The sequence below is a fragment of the Acidobacterium capsulatum ATCC 51196 genome, from assembly GCF_000022565.1.
Classification (GTDB): Bacteria; Acidobacteriota; Terriglobia; order Terriglobales; family Acidobacteriaceae; genus Acidobacterium; species Acidobacterium capsulatum.
Map to the genome: position 1 here is coordinate 3,968,608 of NC_012483.1, position 17,233 is coordinate 3,985,840.

At 62.0% G+C, this 17,233-nt stretch carries 16 protein-coding genes; 10 read left to right on the top strand and 6 right to left on the bottom strand.

The features are described 5' to 3' along the window. Positions 1-30 precede the first annotated feature (30 nt). The 6 genes from ACP_RS16360 (at position 31) to ACP_RS16385 (ending at position 5,071) form a co-directional block, all read left to right on the top strand. A complete protein-coding gene (locus tag ACP_RS16360; RefSeq protein ID WP_015898451.1) occupies positions 31-471 on the top strand; it encodes a DUF4760 domain-containing protein in 441 nt (146 codons plus the stop codon). Positions 472-572: 101 nt separating this feature from the next. Continuing rightward, positions 573-857, top strand: a complete 285-nt coding sequence (locus ACP_RS16365; protein WP_015898452.1) for a DUF427 domain-containing protein — start codon at positions 573-575, stop codon at positions 855-857. A gap of 158 nt (positions 858-1,015) precedes the next feature. After that, positions 1,016-1,924: a class A beta-lactamase gene (gene bla / locus ACP_RS16370; protein WP_015898453.1), complete on the top strand. Its 909-nt coding sequence runs from the start codon at positions 1,016-1,018 to the stop codon at positions 1,922-1,924. Positions 1,925-2,084: 160 nt separating this feature from the next. Then, complete coding sequence (locus ACP_RS16375) at positions 2,085-3,098, top strand: sensor domain-containing diguanylate cyclase (RefSeq protein ID WP_041839693.1); 1,014 nt, start codon at positions 2,085-2,087, stop codon at positions 3,096-3,098. Positions 3,099-3,630: 532 nt separating this feature from the next. Further along, positions 3,631-4,029 (top strand): DUF2251 domain-containing protein, encoded by a 399-nt coding sequence (locus tag ACP_RS17885; protein ID WP_041840436.1) that lies wholly within the window; start codon positions 3,631-3,633, stop codon positions 4,027-4,029. Between the two features lie 232 nt (positions 4,030-4,261). Continuing rightward, the gene (locus tag ACP_RS16385) at positions 4,262-5,071 is read left to right on the top strand and encodes an Abi-alpha family protein (protein WP_041839694.1); all 810 of its coding nucleotides are present in this window, start codon (positions 4,262-4,264) and stop codon (positions 5,069-5,071) included. A 306-nt stretch (positions 5,072-5,377) separates the two neighbouring features. Here the strand turns inward: ACP_RS16385 and ACP_RS16390 are convergent, their stop codons facing one another. Together ACP_RS16390 and ACP_RS16395 are read right to left on the bottom strand one after the other, a co-directional pair. Next, complete coding sequence (locus tag ACP_RS16390) at positions 5,378-5,809, bottom strand: putative toxin-antitoxin system toxin component, PIN family (RefSeq protein ID WP_041839695.1); 432 nt, start codon at positions 5,807-5,809, stop codon at positions 5,378-5,380. A gap of 23 nt (positions 5,810-5,832) precedes the next feature. Then, positions 5,833-6,120: a type II toxin-antitoxin system Phd/YefM family antitoxin gene (locus ACP_RS16395; protein WP_015898457.1), complete on the bottom strand. Its 288-nt coding sequence runs from the start codon at positions 6,118-6,120 to the stop codon at positions 5,833-5,835. Between the two features lie 852 nt (positions 6,121-6,972). Between ACP_RS16395 and ACP_RS17550 the strand changes: the two genes are divergently transcribed. Next, positions 6,973-7,560, top strand: coding sequence for a thioredoxin family protein (locus ACP_RS17550; RefSeq protein ID WP_015898458.1), 588 nt, complete (start codon positions 6,973-6,975; stop codon positions 7,558-7,560). Between the two features lie 86 nt (positions 7,561-7,646). Then, positions 7,647-9,320 carry a GH39 family glycosyl hydrolase gene (locus ACP_RS16410; protein ID WP_169306003.1) on the top strand — a complete coding sequence of 558 codons (1,674 nt, stop codon included), beginning with the start codon at positions 7,647-7,649 and terminating at the stop codon, positions 9,318-9,320. A 71-nt stretch (positions 9,321-9,391) separates the two neighbouring features. On the opposite strand, the gene lon is transcribed toward ACP_RS16410, so the two are convergent. From lon to tig, 4 genes are all read right to left on the bottom strand, one after another. After that, entirely contained in the window at positions 9,392-11,839 is a 2,448-nt protein-coding gene (lon, locus tag ACP_RS16415; RefSeq protein ID WP_015898460.1) for an endopeptidase La, read from the bottom strand. A 169-nt stretch (positions 11,840-12,008) separates the two neighbouring features. Further along, entirely contained in the window at positions 12,009-13,289 is a 1,281-nt protein-coding gene (gene clpX, locus ACP_RS16420; protein ID WP_015898461.1) for an ATP-dependent Clp protease ATP-binding subunit ClpX, read from the bottom strand. 54 nt (positions 13,290-13,343) lie between these two features. Next, positions 13,344-13,934, bottom strand: coding sequence for an ATP-dependent Clp endopeptidase proteolytic subunit ClpP (gene clpP / locus ACP_RS16425; RefSeq protein ID WP_015898462.1), 591 nt, complete (start codon positions 13,932-13,934; stop codon positions 13,344-13,346). Between the two features lie 103 nt (positions 13,935-14,037). Then, entirely contained in the window at positions 14,038-15,456 is a 1,419-nt protein-coding gene (gene tig / locus ACP_RS16430) for a trigger factor (RefSeq protein ID WP_015898463.1), read from the bottom strand. Positions 15,457-15,648: 192 nt separating this feature from the next. Between tig and ACP_RS16435 the strand changes: the two genes are divergently transcribed. Next, positions 15,649-16,938, top strand: coding sequence for a cation:proton antiporter domain-containing protein (locus ACP_RS16435; protein WP_015898464.1), 1,290 nt, complete (start codon positions 15,649-15,651; stop codon positions 16,936-16,938). Between the two features lie 94 nt (positions 16,939-17,032). Further along, a complete protein-coding gene (locus tag ACP_RS18425) occupies positions 17,033-17,209 on the top strand; it encodes a hypothetical protein (protein ID WP_169306004.1) in 177 nt (58 codons plus the stop codon). The last annotated feature ends 24 nt before the right edge of the window (positions 17,210-17,233 follow it).

Consider the following 17,233-nt stretch of genomic DNA (forward strand, 5'->3'; position numbering starts at 1 on the left):
TGCATTTATATTTCGTGAGGGAGACACCACATGGAATCCACGCTAGCCACCAGCCACGACGCTGACCTGATCCTCAAGCTCTACGACCTGCGCCGCGAAGCCACCATGCGCCGCGCGCGCCACTGGATCACCGCCGAGTTCTTCCCCCAGACCGCCGAAGAGGCCATGGCGCCCATGCTCGCCTGGGGCACCGAGCAGAATGCCTGGTTCCGCCAGGTCACCAGCTATTGGGAGATGGCCCTCTCCTTCGTCGTGCATGGCGCGCTCAATGGCGACCTCTTCCTCGACTGCAACGGCGAGCCCTTCTTCATTTACGCCAAGTTCCAGCCTTTTCTGGCCCACATTCGCACCACCCATCCCAATTTCCTCATGAAGATGGATCACGTCATCGAGCAATATCCCGCCGCCCGCCAGCGCGTCGACATGATGCTTCGCAACCTTGAGAAGCGCCGCGCCGCCGCTAAGGCCTAGGCATGGCAGCCTTTAGCGCCCTGCGAGGGGCCCGCTGCATCTGATAATGTGGGAGAGGTGCCGTCAGCCCGACTTTTGACGGCAAGGAAGGATGGAAAATCATGGCTAAAGCAGTCTGGAATGGTAAGGTCATCGCCGAGAGCGAGAAATTCGAGACAGTGGAAGGAAATCTCTATTTCCCCGAGAGCACGGTCAACCGCGAATACCTGCGGCCCAGCTCCACCACCTCGACCTGCCCATGGAAGGGCCAGGCCCGCTACTACACCATCCTGATCGACGGGCAGGAGAATCCCGACGCCGCCTGGTACTACCCCGATCCCAAACCAGCCGCCCGCAACATCAAGGGCCACATCGCCTTCTGGCGCGGCGTCGAGATCGAAAAGTAGTCCACGCCCGCCTGTTCAGCCCAGCCCAATCAGCCCTACCCAGGCCCGCCCCGCGCGGGCCTGTCGGCTTCTCCGGCCCGCTTCAGGAATCAACCTCGTCATCTCCCGCCGCATATCTCTCCGCCCCTGAACCCGCGGCTCGGGGTATGCTTGCACCCATGACCTCGTCGCTTACCCGTCGCGGCTGGTTGCGCCTGGCGCTTCCAGTCGCGGGCGGCCTTCTTCTGACAGGCCGCTCCGGCTTCGCGGCTTCCCCCCACATCGCCGCTTTTGAAGACGCGCTTGCCCATCTGGAGCGCTCCAGCGGCGGCCGCCTCGGCGTCGCTCTCTGGCAGCCCGCTACCTCGCTCCGCGCCGGTCACCGCCTCCATCAGCGCTTCCCCATGTGCAGTACCTTCAAGGTCATGCTGGTCGCCGCCGTGCTCCACCGCGCCGACCAAGCCCCCGATCGTGCAGACGGCCACCTCGACCGCCGCCTCCACTACACCCAGGCCCAGGTGCTCTCCTGGGCGCCCGTCACCTCAAAGCACGTGGCCACCGGCCTCACCGTGCGCGAACTCTGCGCCGCCGCCATCACCCTCAGCGACAACACCGCCGCCAACCTCCTGCTCGCCAGCCTCGGAGGCCCCGCCGCCGTCACCGCCTACGCCCGCACCCTCGGCGACACCCGCACCCGCCTCGACCGCACCGAGCCCACGCTCAACTCCGCCATTCCGGGCGACCCCCGTGACACCACCACCCCCTCCGCCATGGCGCACAACCTCGACCGGCTCCTGCTCGGCAACGCGCTCTCCCCGGCCTCGCGCCGCCAGCTCACTGCCTGGATGCTCGATTGCCAGACCGGTCTCCATCAGCTTCGCGCCGGCCTGCCCGCCGCCTGCAAAGTCGCCGACAAGACCGGCAACGGCAGCCACGGAACCAGCAATGACATCGCCGTCCTCTGGCCCCCGCACGGCGCGCCCGTCATCATCACCGCCTATCTCACGCAATCCACCCTCACCTACAGCGAGCAGAATGCCGTCCTGGCCCGCGTCGGCCGCGCCGCCGACGAGTGCCTGCGTCTCTAACTCTCTCGGTAACATCCGCAACTCCGCCGGTGACCATCGAGTTCGATTTCTCTTCACGCCCGGGCAAACTCCTGAGACATTCCGCCGTCCAACTACCCTAATCCCCGGGACGTAGCTTCGGCGTTCACCCTCTTGACCGAAAGGAACCCTCCCATCCCCCATGGCTGAAATCACCGACCCCCAGGTACTCCGCCAGATCATTCGCACCCAAAACGAGATATCGCGGTTAGGGCCCGACCTGGGGGCCGTCATTCAATGCGCGGCAGAGAGCGTGCAGCAGCTCACCCATGCCGGCGCCGCCATTGTCGAAATGGCCGAGGGGGACCAGATGGTCTACCGCGCCGCCACCGGCTTCGCCACCGCATGCCTCGGCCTGCGCCTCAAGCGCGAGGGCAGCCTGACCGGGCTCTGCATTCAAAACGGCCAGATGCTCATCTGCTCTGACTCTGAGACCGATCCCCGCGTCGACCGCGACGCCTGCCGCCGCGTCGGACTCCGCTCCATGGTCGTCGCCCCGCTCTTCTTCCATCAGTCGCCCGTGGGCGTGTTGAAGATCGCCTCGCCGCTGCCCGATGCCTTCCGCGAGCAGGACATGGCCGTGCTCGATAGCATGTGCGAGCTGATCGCCTCAGCCATGTTCCACGCCGCCCGCATGGAAGAGGGCGAGCTCTACTACAAGGCCACGCATGACTCGCTCACCGGCCTGCCCAACCGGGCGCTCTTTTATGACCGCCTCCGCCAGCGCCTCGCCCTCGCCCGCCGCAACGGAGTCTCCTTCGCCGTGCTCAGCCTCGACATGGACGGCCTCAAAAGCATCAACGACACCTACGGCCACCAGGCCGGCGACGCGGCTCTGCGGGAGACGGCCGCCCGCATCAAGGCCATCACCCGCGTCTCCGACACCTTCGCCCGTCTCGGCGGCGACGAATTCGCCCTCCTCCTCACCGAGGTTCACAACCGCGAGGGAGCGCTCGAGGCCGCCAGCCGTCTCGAACAGGCCCTCTTCGAGCCGCTCCAGTTTGAAGGCTGGAGGCTGCCCCTCAGCCTCAGCATCGGCCACGCCCTCTTCCCCCTCGACGGCGAAGAGATCGACCCCCTCCTCGACGCCGCCGACCAGGCCATGTACCAAACCAAACGCCACCGTACCAATAAAGCCGAAGACTTCGCCATCTAACCGCAGCGGAGTCAGCAATCAGGTCCCACCTGCAACCCACCGGAGACCCACCCACCCCGGCACGCCATCCCCGTGCACCGCGCAGTTTGGCGGTAGATGAGCGCATTGGGCTGAAGTCGTCAGTCTAGGTGGGTATGGGGAGACGGGAAGCGGCATTTTTCCCGCACCCCAAAAGAGGCTTGCGTGGGTCACCCACCCAATTTCCAGCAGCGTCATTCTGAGCTGCGAAGCAGCGAAGAATCCCGGCGATGCTTCGGTCGCATCCGCACTCGGGAGTTTCTCCCAACATGCCGGAGTATTTCCACTCTCGGGAAAGTGCGATAACCCGACAACCGTCAAGGAGTGCATTGGGCTGAAGGCAACAACGGACGACTAGGCGCAGATGTCAGGCTAGTCCGTTCTACGGCCAGGTGGACTGGATTTGTAAAGACTTGCCGACTTTCGAGGAGGTAACCGGCTCTCATCCGAAGGTGTGGTGTGCCGGTGATAAGGCCAGAACCGAATCCTTTATGTCCATGTCACAATGTGCGGTATGGCAGAACAGACATTCCGCCCCGGTGATAACTCGTTCGTCGCCAGCGACGCTCCGGGCCATCAGCATGGCGCGTTTTTCGAGGATGACGGCGAGACAGGGTACTTCTACGCGGTTGACCTGACTCGTGCTGAAAACAAAGTTCTCGACGCGATGAGCATCTACGACGTGAAGAACGTGACGGAGCGGGACAGGCCATCGGTCCTCTCCATTGTCTGGTCGGGTGACGGATTGAAATGTGCCCTCTTGATCAATGGTCACGCTCACGCAGTATTCGACTTCGCAGCCAAGCGGGGCTTCTGCCGAACGAATTTCCCAAACTTTCCAGATCGTTGCGACGGTCGTTGGCCGAGTTCTGACCACGGTTGGTCTGAAGACGCAGTTGCCTGGCTTCAATGAGAGTCAGTTTAGCTTCTACGGGATGAAGAATAGCTACCGCCAGACGGGCTCTGCTCCAACTTTCGGGCGGCGAGGTCGCTGCAGGAAACTTGAAGCCAGGCCGACTTTACGAGGATCAATTGGCGCCATGGCCAGTGGAGATCTGCGACATCCCCGGAGCCCAAATGCAAGGCACCGGGGGCGCCCGCCGGAAATTGGTGTAGCCTCAATTGGAGATGGGGGAGACGGATCAATGTGCGACCCGGAAGAAGCCGCTGCCAAAGCAGTGGGAGAATCAGTCGGAAAGATTCTCGATAGCGAAGTAGCCAAAAACCTGCTTGCTCCCGTAACGACTGAGTTGGGGTTGGCACTCGGCGAGATTGGCAGTGCATTCAGATTCTACGTCTCTGAGAATCTGAAAACCGTTTTCAAGAAATGGGCAAATCAGCGACAAGGCCAGCCCGTCGACCCAGAACAATTTCAACGAGTGCTCCCGCTTCTCCAAGATGCTTCTTTACAGAGTGACGACGCATTGCAAGAGAGGTGGGCTGCGCTTTTAGAGAGCACTGTCACGCGGCCGGAAAACGTCCTTCCGTCATTCGGCAATACTCTGTCGCAACTCACAGCGCATGAGGCGCGATATTTGGATGAACTCTGGACGGCTATGAACAGAAAGTTCCCCGTAAAAGGTGAACCATATCGTAGAAACGAGAGGTTATTCGATTTCCGATTTATGATGTTTGTCTTTGACCCGCAGCTATCAACGCAATTGCTTGCAGAATACAAAGCACGAAGAATGCTTCATCAGCCCGTATCCCAAGCGGAAATGAACGCGAGCGCCAAACGAGACGAGCTGCGACTGATAATTCAAGATTTTAAAAGACTGGGAATCATAGGCACCAAAACCGAATTGGCGCAAGGGAGTTCAAGTTGGATCGAGACGGATGAAAAAGCAGTAGAGATTCCCGGTGAAGTCGCATTGTTCGAACAGACGTTTTTTACGCCCTACGGTAGAGGTTTCATCAAAGCGGTCCGGCCGAAGGCTCAAACATCGGAGCAGTGATGATGCGACGACGGGCATGATCTATCCACGAGACCGACGCCATCTGCTATTGGGATTACAGTCACGATTTTCAACATAGATCCCCGCAAACGGGCCAGTGTTCCGCGATCCACTTTGACGGAAAGTCGCCATCTCGGACAAATTGCCTCCCGAGATCAATAAGTGCATAAGCTCCAAGTTACTCATCCAGCCATATCACTCCCGGCAACCCACCCCGGAGAATACCCCGCAGCCCGTCGCCCGCCATGCGGCGCGGAAAGCTCAATCCTCCTCAATGCGCGTCCACGACGACCGTCGCCGGTGACCTCAGCGCTGTTGGAGCGCTTCCAGAAACGCCGCAGACCCTAAAATCCGCACCTCGCCCCACGGGTCCAGCACCAGCAGGTCCTCATCGCTGCTCACCACGGCGTCTGCTTCCGCCGCATAAGCCAGCGCCAGAAACTGGTTGTCCTTCGGGTCCCGGCACGCGGGATGATCGGCAAAGCACTCCTCATCGCGCACCGGATACAGCCGCACATGGCCCTCGACCATCGCGACGAACTCCCGGCGAAGCTCATCAGAAAGATAGGCCCGGAACTTTGCCCGTCCCATCACCTTCTTCAGCTCCGCCAGCGTCTCCTGGCTGGCGCAGACCTCGCAATACCGCAGCGCGGCATGCAGCGCCTGATAGGGAATCGAATCGGGCCGCAGCGCCGCCGAGACCAGCGTGCTCGTATCCAACACCACGCGACGGATCATCCTACCGGCCACGGGACGGGGCGTCATCGCGCCGCATGCACCATGCGGTTCACGTCCTCATCGGTCAACTCGCCGGCGGCCGCCGCCTGTGCGCCGGAACGGTCCTTGGCGGCTTTGGCCGCCCAGGCCTCCAATTCGGTCACGGCGCGGCTGCGCCGCCTGCGGGCATCCAGCAGCTCCTCCATGTCCTGAGGAGAAACAATGAACGCCGCCGTTCGCCCATGCCGTGTCACCGAAACCGTCTCTCTCTGTGCCATGTCAATCAACTGCCCAAAGCGGTTCTGCGCCTCCACTGACGTCACCTTCACCATGATCGAACCCTCCTCCGAATATCCCTGTAATACCTAGTATAGCTATTTTAGGGACTCCCCGGCCGCGCCCGCACCGGCCAGTATCTTTCCTCCAGAGGGCGCACGCCCTGACCCACAAGGCATGCATGGCCCCTGCAACAATCGAGATGATCGCCCATCCACGGGCCCCACCCCTGCCGGGAATTCCCCCCATTTTCGCTACCATGGGAACAGGGGAAAACTCCGTTCTCCCACCCCCGCAGCCGGTCGTCCCAACCCATTCCCGAGGCACTTCCGCCCATCCCAAACCGCCCCCAAACCACCCCAAAACCACTCCGGAACCACCCCGAATCCCCACCTTATCCCTCGTTCCACCCCACCCCCAAACCCCTCAAAAAGGCCCCATTTCCGCCCAAAAATGTGAATCCGGATTCACATTCCCCGCCCAGCCCCCTCGCCCGCCATAAACCCCACCCCGTCAACAAGATAGCCACTCCCGTCCACCCCTCATCATCCCACCCCCTGCCGCCCTCAGAAAAAAACACCCCAAAAGTGAATGCACATTCACATTTCGAAATCACCCCATCTAAGCCGCTGATAAACAAAGCCTTACCGCCGCCCCGCCCACCCGAAGCACCCTCATTTTGCAAATAAATGTGAATCCCCATTCGCATTCCATTTCCACCCCGCCCAAACCCATCCAGCCGGCCCCCAAATAGAAGCGTCCTCAGCCCCTGAAGGGTACGGGCTTCAGCCCGTACGTCCAGCCCATCCCCAACAACCGGGCTTTAGCCTCTGAGCCCCCGCCCAATCCGGCATACCAATCCGGCATAATGGTCGCACCAGAAAAATAATATTTTTCGCGGAGCCTCCATGCCCACTCGCCGTTTCACCCGCTCCCTCGCCCTCGTCCTCGCCCTTGCGGCCTCGCCGCTGCTGCTCCGCGCGGCCCAGCCCTCCGGCGGCCCGGCGGCTGCGACGATCCTCCACCGCGCCGAGGCCCAGGCCCGCGCCCAGCACAAAAACATCCTCCTCGAGTTCGGCGCCTCCTGGTGCATCAACTGCAAGCTCTATGACCGCATGCTCGACGACCCCACGCTGAGCCCCATCCTGCATCGCTACTTCGTCTTCACCACCATGGACACGGGCGAGATGCCCAGCGACCACCACCATGCCGACACCCCCGGCGGCGTCGCCTATGAGACCTCCATCGGCGGCAAGGGCGCCGGCTGGCCTTATCTGGTGGTGCTCAACCCCGCAGGCAAACCCATCGTGAACTCCTTCCGTCCCGACCCCAAATCCAAAGACGGCAAGGCAAACATCGGCTATCCCGCGCTGCCTGTCGAAATCGACTGGTTCATGACCATGCTCCATCGCGGCGCACCCGCCATGAGCGCCGCCGACCGCGCCAAAGTGCGCACCTGGCTTGAGGCCGAAGCGAAGACCCTGACGCACAGCTAACACACGAGTCGTTCCACAGGCTGGAATGCCCCACCGGGCCCCAAGGATGGATGACGTTGCGATTGCTCCTGCCAGTGTTTTGCCTTTTGGCGTGCTCTTGTGGTGCGCTTGCCCAGGTTGCGCCTGCCGCGCCGCCGCCCGTCCAGATCGAGGTGCACCTCAACCAGCCCGACGGCCTTCTGCACCCGGTCTGGGCCAATATCGGCCATGACGAGCCAAACTACACCAACTCGCCCGAGGGGCAGGAATTACTGCGCCAGCTCGCCCGGCTCAGCCCATACGCCTTTCGTGACCGCACGCACAACCTGCTCACCACCGGCAACGGCACGCCGCGGCTCAAGTGGGGCTCCACCAACGCTTACACGCTGAATGCAGCCGGCCATCCGGTCTATGACTGGAAGATCATCGACCGCATCTTCGACACCTACCGCGCCACCGGCATCGCCCCCTATGTCGAGATAGGCTTCATGCCCAGGGCGCTATCGTCGCATCCTGAGCCGTACCAGAGCCGATGGCCCTCGGGGCCACTGTTTACGGGCTGGTCCTATCCGCCAGACAATTATGCGCAGTGGGGCCAGTTAGTGAACCGCTGGGTGCGGCACATGGCCACCCGTTACGGTGAGGCGACGGTGGAGCACTGGGACTGGGAGGTCTGGAACGAGCCCGACATCGGCTACTGGCACGGCACCGAGGCGCAGTACAACGCGCTTTATGACTACACGGCGCAGGCCGTGAAGCAGGCCCTGCCGGCGGCTCCCGTGGGCGGTCCCGCCACCACAGGACCCGACGGCAAGGGCGGCGCGCAGTTTCTGCGGTCATTTTTGACGCATGTCGTGAGCGGAAAAAACGCCGCAACCGGAAAGACAGGCGCCCCGCTCGACTTCATTTCGTTCCATGCAAAGGGCATCACGCACATGGCCGATGGGCACGCGCAGATGGACTTGCGACACAACCTTGAGGACATCGCGCACGGCTTTGCCATCGTGGCCAGCTATCCCACTCTGCGCAGCCTGCCCATCGTCATCAGCGAGTCTGATCCCGAGGGTTGCGCTGCGTGCGCGGCCAGCCTGCACCCCGAGAATTCCTACCGCAACACACCCCAGTATGCGAGCTATGAGGCCGAGCTCTTTGCCCGCTCCGAGGCGCTGGCCGCGCAGTATGGCGTGCATCTGCAAGGCTACGTGACGTGGGCGTTTACCTTTCCCGGGCACCCGTATTTCTATGGCTATCGCTCGCTGGCCACGCACGGCATTGACAAGCCGGTGCTCAACGCCTTTCGCATGTTTGGCAAGATGCAGCCGCAGCGCGTGCAGGCTGTGAGCAGCGGCGAGTTGAGCCTGGCTGCGCTTTTGAAGACGAGCGCCCGCTCGCAGCCCGATATCGGCGTCCTGGCCACGCGCGGTTCGCATGCCGCCAACATTCTGGTCTGGAACTACGACGATGATGCAGTCTCCGCGGCCTCATCTTCAGTGCAGGTGCGGGTGAACGGGCTGCCCATGGGCACGCCGCGTGTGCGCGTGACGCAGTTCCGTATCGATGACCACCACAGCGACGCCTATACCGTATGGCTCGCGATGGGTTCGCCGCAGCATCCTACGGCAAAGCAGGTGAGGGAATTGAAAGCTGCCGGGCAGTTGCACCGGCTCGCGCCTCCCGCATGGATACCCGTGCGGAAAGGGAATACAGACGTAGCCTTCACACTGCCCCGGCAAGGCGTCGAACTGATCCGCCTGCAATGGGCAGCCCCGCAAAAGCGCTGACAATGCTGCGGCAATTCCAATAAAAAGGCTCACCCCTTTCAGGTGAGCCTTTTCGTGACTGATCCGGTTACTTACTGATGTGCCCGTCGCTCTGAGTTGCGCGCCGGGGCAGCCGGAGGCACGCTGGGTAGCACTTCCGGCGTGTCCTCTTTCAGCTCCGGCAGCGGAGCGGCCAAGGCATGCTTGAGCACCTCATCCATCGAATCCACAAAGTGCAGCTTCATGGCCGACTTCAGATTCTCTGGCAACTCGGCGAGGTCCTTGCGGTTTTCTTCCGGCAGAATCGCCTCAAAGATACCCGCGCGGTGTGCGGCGAGCAGCTTCTCCTTGAGTCCGCCGATGGCGAGCACCTTGCCGCGCAGCGTGATTTCGCCGGTCATGGCGAGGTCGCGGCGCACCGGCACCTTGGCGAGCGCGCTGGCGAGCGCCGTGGCCAAAGTGATGCCGGCCGAGGGGCCATCCTTGGGAATCGCGCCCTCGGGCACATGCACGTGGATGTCAATGTTGCGGTAGAACTCGCGCGGCAGGCCAAGATGCTGCGCACGGCTGCGCACATAGCTCAGAGCGGCCTGCGCCGACTCCTGCATCACGTCGCCGAGCTGGCCCGTCAGCGTGAGCTTGCCCTTGCCGTCCAGCACCTGTACTTCGGTCTGCAGAATGCTGCCGCCCACCTCGGTCCAGGCCAGGCCGTTGACCAGGCCAATCTCATCCTGCTCATGCACGGCCGAGTCGCGGAACTTCGCCACGCCCAGGAACTCCGCCACGTTTTCCGCGGTGACGGTTTCCTTGTGCTTCGCGCCATTCTTGACGACGCGCCGCGCCACCTTGCGGCAGATGTTGCCCAGCTCGCGCTCCAGGTTGCGCACGCCCGCTTCGCGCGTGTAGTTGCGAATGACGGCGGTGACCGCATCGTCTTCAAAGACGATGTTCTTCTCGGTCAGGCCCGCGCCCTCGCGCTGCTTGCGAATCAGGTACTGCTTGGCGATCTCGAGCTTCTCCACCTCGGTGTAGCCGTGCAGGCGCAGAATCTCCATGCGGTCCTGCAGCGGAGCCGGAATGGTGTGCAGCACGTTGGCCGTCGCCACGAAGAGCACCTGCGAAAGGTCGTACTCCACGTCGAGATAGTGATCCTGAAAGGTCGAGTTCTGCTCCGGGTCCAGCACTTCGAGCAGCGCCGAGGCCGGATCGCCGCGGAAGTCCGAGGCCATCTTGTCGATCTCGTCGAGCATCATCACCGGATTGCGCGTGCCCGCCTTCTTCATCGACTGGATGATCTGGCCCGGCAGTGCGCCGATGTAGGTGCGGCGATGCCCGCGAATCTCAGCCTCGTCGCGCACGCCGCCGAGCGAGAGGCGCACAAACTTGCGGCCCGTCGCCTTGGCGATGGACATGCCGAGCGAGGTCTTGCCGACGCCCGGAGGCCCGACGAAGCAGAGAATCGAGCCCTTGGGATTCTTGACGAGCTGGCGCACGGCGAGAAATTCGAGAATGCGCTCCTTGATCTTTTCGAGGCCGTAGTGGTCCTCATTGAGCACCTTCTCGGCGACGTCGATGCTGCGCGTCTCCTTCGACTTCTTCTTCCACGGCACCGCGAGCAGCCAGTCAAGATAGTTGCGCGACACGGTCGATTCAGCCGACATGGGCGGCATGGCTTCGAGCTTGCGCAGCTCCTGCACGGCCTTTTCGAGCACATCGGCGGGCATGCCGGCGTTCTCAATCTTCTTCTTCAGCTCGTCGAACTCGCTCTTTTCGCCGCGGCCCAGTTCCTTCTGAATAGCCTTGATCTTCTCGTTGAGGTAGTACTCTTTCTGGGCCTTCTCCATCTGGCGCTTCACGCGCGACTGGATGCTGCGGTCCATGTTGAGCTTTTCGATCTCGATGTCGAGCACGTCGCCGATCTTGTTCAGGCGGTCCATCGGGTCAAAGATATCGAGCAGGTCCTGCTTTTCCTGAATCTCAAGCTGCAGGTTGGCGGCGATCGTGTCGGCCAGCTTCGAGGGCTCATCGGTGCGGATGGCCGCCGTGACGGTCTCCACATTCAGCGACTGCTGCAGCTTGACGTACTGCTCAAACAGGCTGGTCACGCGCTGCGCCAGTTGCTCCACGGCGGGCGTCATCTCGAGCGGCGTGCGATAGGTCCTGACCGTGGCGACAAAGAAGCCGTCATTGTCATTCAGATCGGTGCAGCGGGCGCGCTCCAGGCCCTCCACCAGCACCTTGATGTTGCCATCGGGCATCTTGACGCTCTGCACAATGTTGCCGATGGTGCCCACGGAGTAGATATCATCCGGGCGCGGCTCATCGACACGCGCATCGTGCTGCGTGGCCAGAAAAATCTTGCGGTCGCCGGTCAGCGCTTCTTCCAGTGCGCGAACGCTCGACTCGCGGCCCACCACAAAGGGTGTCATCATGTGCGGAAAGATCACCATGTCCCGAATGGGCATCATGGGGAGCTTGCGCGTTTCACTGCGATCTTTAGGATCCTTGGACTGAGTCACTTCTTCCCCTTGTTTTTTCATCCTGAACTGTTAGATGAACTGTAACGCATTCCGGTGCTTCCTCGCCGGGCCATCCTGTGGGTTTCAGCGTACCTGAAGAGAGTCGTGCGAGGAACGGGCGGTTTTCGCCAGAATGAAGAAAGCGGGCCGCGGCCCGCTTTCCCTGATAAAACATCTTAATTTCGCGTGCTCAACCGGCCTTATCGAGAAGACTGAGCGAAAGATCGCGCTTCTTGACCATTTCGGCGTCGATGACCAGATCGCTCACCCGCTTGTTGCTGGGCAGGTGATACATCAGGTCAAGCATCAACTCCTCCAGAATCATGCGCAGACCGCGCGCGCCCACCTTGCGGTCGAGCGCCTCGAGCGCGATGGCGTGAGCCGCTTCCTCTGAGAAGACCAGATTGACGCCCTCAAACTCAAAGAGCTTCTGATACTGCTTCAGAATGGCGTTGCGGGGCTTGGTCAGGATTTCCACCAGCGCCGCCTCATCCAGCTCATCGAGAATGCCGATGACCGGCAGACGGCCGACAAACTCAGGAATCAGGCCGTAGCGGATCAGATCCTGCGGCTCGGCCATGCGCAGCAGCTCGGTATCGCGCTGCGTGCGGGTCGTCTGGCCGTTCTCCTGCTGGTCTTTTTCGGCGATGGCCTTGAAGCCGAGCGCCTTCTTGCCGACACGGCGTCCCACCACTCGCTCCAGCCCGACGAAGGCGCCGCCGCAGATGAAGAGAATATTGGTGGTGTCCACCGGTGTGAACTCCTGGTGCGGGTGCTTGCGGCCGCCCTGCGGGGGCACATTCGCCACCGTGCCTTCCAGAATCTTCAGCAGGGCCTGTTGCACGCCCTCGCCCGACACGTCGCGCGTGATGGAGGGGTTCTCGTCCTTGCGGCCGATCTTGTCGATCTCATCAATATAGATAATGCCGGTCTGCGCGCGCGCCACATCGCCGTCGGCGGCTTGCAGCAGCTTCAGGATGATGTTCTCGACGTCCTCGCCCACATACCCGGCTTCCGTGAGCGTGGTGGCGTCCACAATGGCAAACGGCACGTCGAGCATCTTGGCCAGCGTATGCGCCAGCAGAGTCTTGCCGCTGCCTGTGGGGCCTACCAGAAGGATGTTTGACTTCGCCAGCTCCACATCATTGCCGCGCGTGCGGTTCATCTGGATGCGCTTGTAGTGGTTGTAAACGGCGACGGCCAGCTTCTTCTTGGTCTGCTCCTGGCCGATGACGTACTCGTCCAGAAACGCCTTCACTTCGAGCGGCTTGGGCAACTGCGTGGGAGCAGCGCCCGCAGGGGCCTCGGCACGGTCATCCTCGAGGATGGAATTGCATACCGCCACGCACTCGTCGCAGATATAGGCGCGGGGATAATCGCTCGGGGATGAAATGAGTTTGGCCACAGCGTCCTGAGACTTGTGGCAGAACGAACAGCGGAGCGAGTCGTCCGAACCCGTGCGCGTCTTCATGCTGATGTAACTCCTTGGCACTCCAGACCGGCCGATGGACCGCCCTTAGGCGGTCTAGACGCGTGGCCGGTCGATGATTTCGTCGATGATGCCATACTCCTTGGCCTGTGGCGCGTTCATGATAAAGTCGCGCTCCACATCGCGCTCGATCCGTTCGAGCGACTGGCCGGTGTGCTTTGACATCAGATTATTGGTTATCTCGCGAATGCGCAAAATCTCGCGAGCGTGAATGTCGATATCCGTCGCCTGGCCGGAGAGCCCGCCCATCGACGGCTGGTGAATCAGAATGCGGGAGTTGGGCAGGGCAAAGCGCTTGCCCGCCGTGCCCGACATGAGCAGAAAAGCGCCCATGCTGGCCGCCTGGCCGATGCAATAAGTGACCACATCGTTCTTGATGAACTGCATGGTGTCATAAATCGCCAGACCTGCCGTGATGGAGCCGCCCGGCGAGTTGATGTAAAGCTGAATGTCCTTGTCCGGATCTTCGGCCGACAGGAAGAGCAATTGCGCGATGACCAGATTCGCAATCTGGTCGTCGATCGGGGTGCCGAGAAAGATGATGTTGTCGCGCAGCAGACGGGAATAAATATCGTAGGCGCGTTCGCCGCGATTCGTCTGCTCGATGACCATGGGTACCAGTGCCATGTGTGCCCTTTTCCACTCCTCGAAGCGCCCTCGCTTCGGTGCTGATGGTGCGTGGAAGGCTGGCGGGCCAGTGAAGGGCCGCGCCAGCCCTGAATCTACGCGTTTAGCCGAGTTTCTCGACCAGCATTTTGCCGGTCTTTTCACGCCTGATTTGTTCCCGGATTCTAGCGAGATTGCCCTCGCTGGTCAAACGCGAGCGCAGCACATCGACCGGCTCCTGCATCTGCACCGAGAGCATGAAAAGTTCCTTGTCCAGCTCCTCTTCGCTCACTTCCACCTTCTCGGCGTCTGCGATCTTGTCCAGAATCAGGGTGCCCTTTACCTCGGCTTGTGCTCCGGCATGCTGGCCCTCGCGCAGGCGGGCAAAGTCGAGCTTGCGCATGTCTTCGGTGCGCATGCCCTGGGCCGCCAGAGCGCGCAGGCCGCGGTCAAGCCGCGCATCAATCTGGCTCTGCACCAGCGATTCGGGCACGGGGAACTGGAAGCGCTCCACGTAGGCGTCGATGAGCTTGTTGCGGGTTTCCGATTCAACGCGGCGCGCCTTTTCCTCGGTCATGTGCTCGCGCAACTTCTGTTTGAAGTCGTCAAAGCTCTCGTACTCGCCCAGTTCCTTGGCAAACTCGTCGTTCAGCTCGGGCTGCACGCGGGTCTTGATGCCGTTCACGGTCACGTCGTAGGCGACCGTCTTGCCCGCAAGGCGCTGCTCGCCAAACTCTGCCGGGTAGGCCACCTCAAACTTCAGCTCCTGGCCGGGCTTGGCTCCACGCAGGCTCTCGCTGAAGGCGGGCAGGGTATTCGTGCCACCCACTTCCACCATCACGTCCTGGCCCTCGATGGGCTGGTCCGCATTTTCGCCTTCGGCTTCTTCGCCGGCGATCTGGCCCTGGAAGGTGATCTGCGCAAAGTCGCCATCGGCGAGCGCGCGATCTTCGGTGACCGGCTCCATGGTGGAGCGCGAATCGATGATGCGCTTCAGCTCTTCGTCAAACTCGGCGTCGGTCAGGGCCGCGTCGGCCTTTTCGACCTTGATGTCCTGGTAGCCGTCGACGGAGAACTCCGGCATCACCTCAAAGACAGCCTTGAAGCGCAGGGGATCGCCATCCTTGAGGTGCAGCTCGGTTACCTGCGGCTGCGAAATCGGCTGCAGGCCCTTGGCGTCAATGGCCGCGCGGAAGTGATGCGGCAGCACGGTCTCGACCACTTCCTGCTGGATCGTGTCCTGGAAGCGGTTGCGCAGGATGGTCTCGGGCACCTTGCCGGCGCGGAAGCCGGGAATGCGAGCCTGCTTCTGAATCTTTTTGAGAACGCTGCGGAACGCCTTGCTGACTTCGTCGGCGGGAATCTCGACCTCGACGTCGCGGGTGCACTCGGGGTTCAGCGTGGGACCATGCTGGTGCTCATGGCTGTGCTGATGCTCGTGCGTGTGCTCATCGCCGTGAGCGTGCTCGTGACCCTCGTGTGCGGCGGTTTCAGTGGCGGTTTCGGGATTCGGGGTGTTATCGATGGTCTCTGTCGCGGTCAACGTGTGCCTTCTGTCTTCTAAATGAGTGCCGCCCGCAGGAAAGCGGTCGTCGCGCCGGCGTAAACTGCATCGGCAGCAACCGCAGGCGGCGGCTCTTTCCATGGTACGGAGGCGGAGCATGAGGGGTCAAACGCATCACCTGCTCATGAGTTGCTGCCGGGCAGCACGGCGCGCGCGGAAAGCGTCTATCCTATGCCTGCCGCCGCAGTCACGGCGGCGCAGTGGAGCGTGGCTTTGGATCTGACGTTTTTCTTCGGCGTGCTGGGGGGCTTGCTGGTGCTGGCCTTTCTGGCCAATCTGCTGGCGCGCAAGACCGGCCTGCCCGATGTGCTGGTGCTCATGGCCACAGGCGTGTTGATTGGCCCGGTTCTTCACCTCATCAATCTGACGCAGTACCCCGGTTTGCGCGCCGGCTTTGGCACGCTCGCGCTGATTCTCATTCTGCTCGAGGCTGGCCTTGAGCTGGATCTGCGCCAACTCCTCAAATATTTGCCGGCCGGCATTCTGCTGGCGGCGGTCAGCTACGCGCTTTGCCTGCTGCTGATTGCGCCGGTGACGCACCGGCTGCTGGGGCTCTCGTGGAGAGACGCCATTCTGGTGGCAGCGGTGCTCGGCGGCGTGAGCGCGTCGGTCTCGCTGCCGGTGCTGCAGACCATGCGAATGCGCACCAGCCTGCGCATGATTCTTACGGTCGAAGGCGCGATGGCCGACATTTTCTCGGTGCTCACCGTGACCTCGCTGCTGCACGCCCCGGCGGGAACCGTTCCGGTCGGCTCGCTGCTCGGCGGCCTTGCTATGAAGCTGGGCATCAGCGTGGTGCTGGGCATCGCCGTCGGCGCGGGCTGGGCCGTGCTGCTGCCGCGCCTCTCCGACCGCAGCTTCTGGCAGGTGCTCACCTTCGGCGCGGTGCTGGTGCTCTTCGCGGTCACGGATGCGGTGGGCGGCGGCGACCTGCTGGCCGTGCTGATCTTCGGACTCGCCCTGGCCAACCTGCCTCTCGCCCGGCGGTATCTGGCGTCCGGCAACGTATGGCAGCTTCGTTACGTAAAGCCGACCGAGGAGCAGACGCAGTTGCTCGCCTTTCATGCCGAGCTGAGCTTCCTGGTGCGCACCTTCTTCTTTGTGCTTGTCGGCATGGACATTGAGTTTTCCGGTTTCGCGACGGAGTGGAAGCCCATTGTGGCCGTGGTGCTGGTCGTGCTGCTGGCGCGCGGGTTTGCAATCCTTGCCACACGCCTTTTATGGCGTGACTCGCACCCGCTCGAGCGCGAACTGGCCTTCTGGATGCACCCTCGGGGACTGATCACAGTGGTGCTGGCGCTCCGCGTGGTGAATGTACGTGGAGCTTCCATGAACTTTCTGGTGGACATGGCCTTCGCCCTGGTGCTGCTCAACGGCCTCGGCATGACGGTGGGCACCGTGCGCGGCCAGCGGCTGGCAAGCATTCCAGAGTTGCAGGAGGGCGCGTCGGAGGCGCAATGAACCGGCCGGCCGGATAAGTTGCGCCGCTGCCACATCGAGAGAGAAAGATGGAAGGCGGAAGGGGCAAGAGGGCGCTTCGTGGGGCTTGAGGGCTTTGTCTGAATCCCTGCAACCCTTTGCATCCGAATCAACTGCTTGCGTATCCAATGAAAGGTATTTTGAGAAACAAATTGCCCTCATTGCGCCGCGCTTCTCCTGGAGTTTCTTCGCGGCGGCTACTCACAACGTTTCCGCCGTTGCCGGCAGGCTGCCGGGCGGCGCCAACGCCTGAATGGCTTCGGAATCGATAGAAAGC